The 1,586-nt window shown below is 35.4% G+C and carries 1 pseudogene; it reads left to right on the top strand.

Annotation, left to right across the window (positions count from 1 at the left end):
* Positions 1 to 61 precede the first annotated feature (61 nt).
* Positions 62 to 1,432, top strand: a pseudogene (locus ACESR5_RS11985) (IS1182 family transposase); the annotation flags it as partial.
* Positions 1,433 to 1,586 lie beyond the last annotated feature (154 nt).

The following is a 1,586-nucleotide window of genomic DNA, read 5'->3' as shown; positions in this document are numbered from 1 at the left end:
TTTTATCATCATGTCATGAAAATATGATATAATGTAAGTGCGTATTTGGAGGTAAAATATTATGGCAATGACATGTTTAAACAATCGTAAAAATGACAGCTTTATTTTGAGTACTATAGATGAATTAGTACCATCAGATCACAAGGTAAGAGAGCTTGAGGAAGCCATTGACTGGACATTTATTTATCCATTGGTCAGACCGCTCTACAGTTCTTTTGGAAGACCAAGTATCGATCCGGTGGTACTTTTTAAAATGCTTTTTATTAACTTTACATTTGGTATTCATTCCATGAGAAGAACATGTGAAGAAATCAAGGTCAACCTTGCCTACAGGTGGTTTTTAGGATTGTCCATTGATGATGAGGTTCCAAACTATTCAACCTGGTCACAGAACTATATCAGAAGATATGGAGATTCAGAAATTTTTGATGAGATTTTCAACAGGATCATCGAAGAAGCCATAGCATATGATTTTGTGGATCTTGATACAGTATTTGGAGATGGAACACATCGAAAAGCCAACGCCAATAGTAGAAAACACGAAAACAAGGTCGTGGAGATCGTCAAGAAACATTATGATGATGAACTTCTGGAAGAAATCAACAAGGATAGAGAAGAACATGGAAAAAAAGCATTAAAGGAAACAAAGGATATAGAGCTTGCATATGATGAAGAAACAGGAGAACTGATTGAAGGAAAAGGGACAAAATCAATAAAGGTAAGCAAGACAGACCCAGAAAGCGGATGCTTCCATAAGGGAGAAAAACAGAAATGCTTTGCATATACAAATCTGACATTCTGTGATAGACATGGATTTGTACTGCATAATACAGTAGCACCAGGCAATCAGCACGATAGTGTTGTTTTTCATGATGCGTATAGAGAGCTACTGAATACCTATGGAGATTCAATACATAACATCAGTCTGGATGCAGGATTCATAACACCTGCAATATGTCGAGAAATCATAGAGGATGGAATCAGACCTTATCTGCCATATAAAAGACCCATGACAAAAAAAGGATTCTTCAAGAAATATGAATATGTCTATGATGAAAAGCTAGATATTTATATATGTCCAAATAATAAGGACTTGAAATATACCACAACAAACAAATCAGGATACAGGGAATACAAATCAAATCCAAAGGATTGTGAAGGATGTCCATTCTTAGAGCAGTGTACACAGAGCAAGAATCACCAGAAGGTCATCACAAGACACGTATGGGAGGAATATAGAGAATTGGCGGATGAAATCAGATATACACCAGAATGGAAGGACATATACCCGTTAAGAAAAGAGACAATAGAAAGAGTCTATGCAGACTGCAAAGAAAAGCATGGATTAAGGTTTACGAGAATAAGAGGACTAAAGAAAAATCAACAGGAATCGTTGATTATTTTTGGCTGCCATAATTTAGGCAAATTGGCGAGAATGAAAAAAAGGAGAGGTCTCATAAATACGACCTCACCGAACAAAAAAGAAAGACATATAAGGAAAATAGTACAAATTTATCAATTTGCATAAAAAATAAAAAGAAGTGGTAGATTTAATAAAAAATTCTACCACTTTGTCAACAGCCTGA

It is taken from the genome of Clostridium sp. AUH-JLR23 (assembly GCF_964238065.1).
Taxonomy (GTDB): Bacteria; Bacillota_I; Bacilli_A; order Erysipelotrichales; family Coprobacillaceae; genus Allocoprobacillus; species Allocoprobacillus merdigallinarum.
The sequence above is the reverse complement of the archived record's forward strand: the minus strand, read 5'-3'. Positions and strand labels throughout refer to the sequence as shown.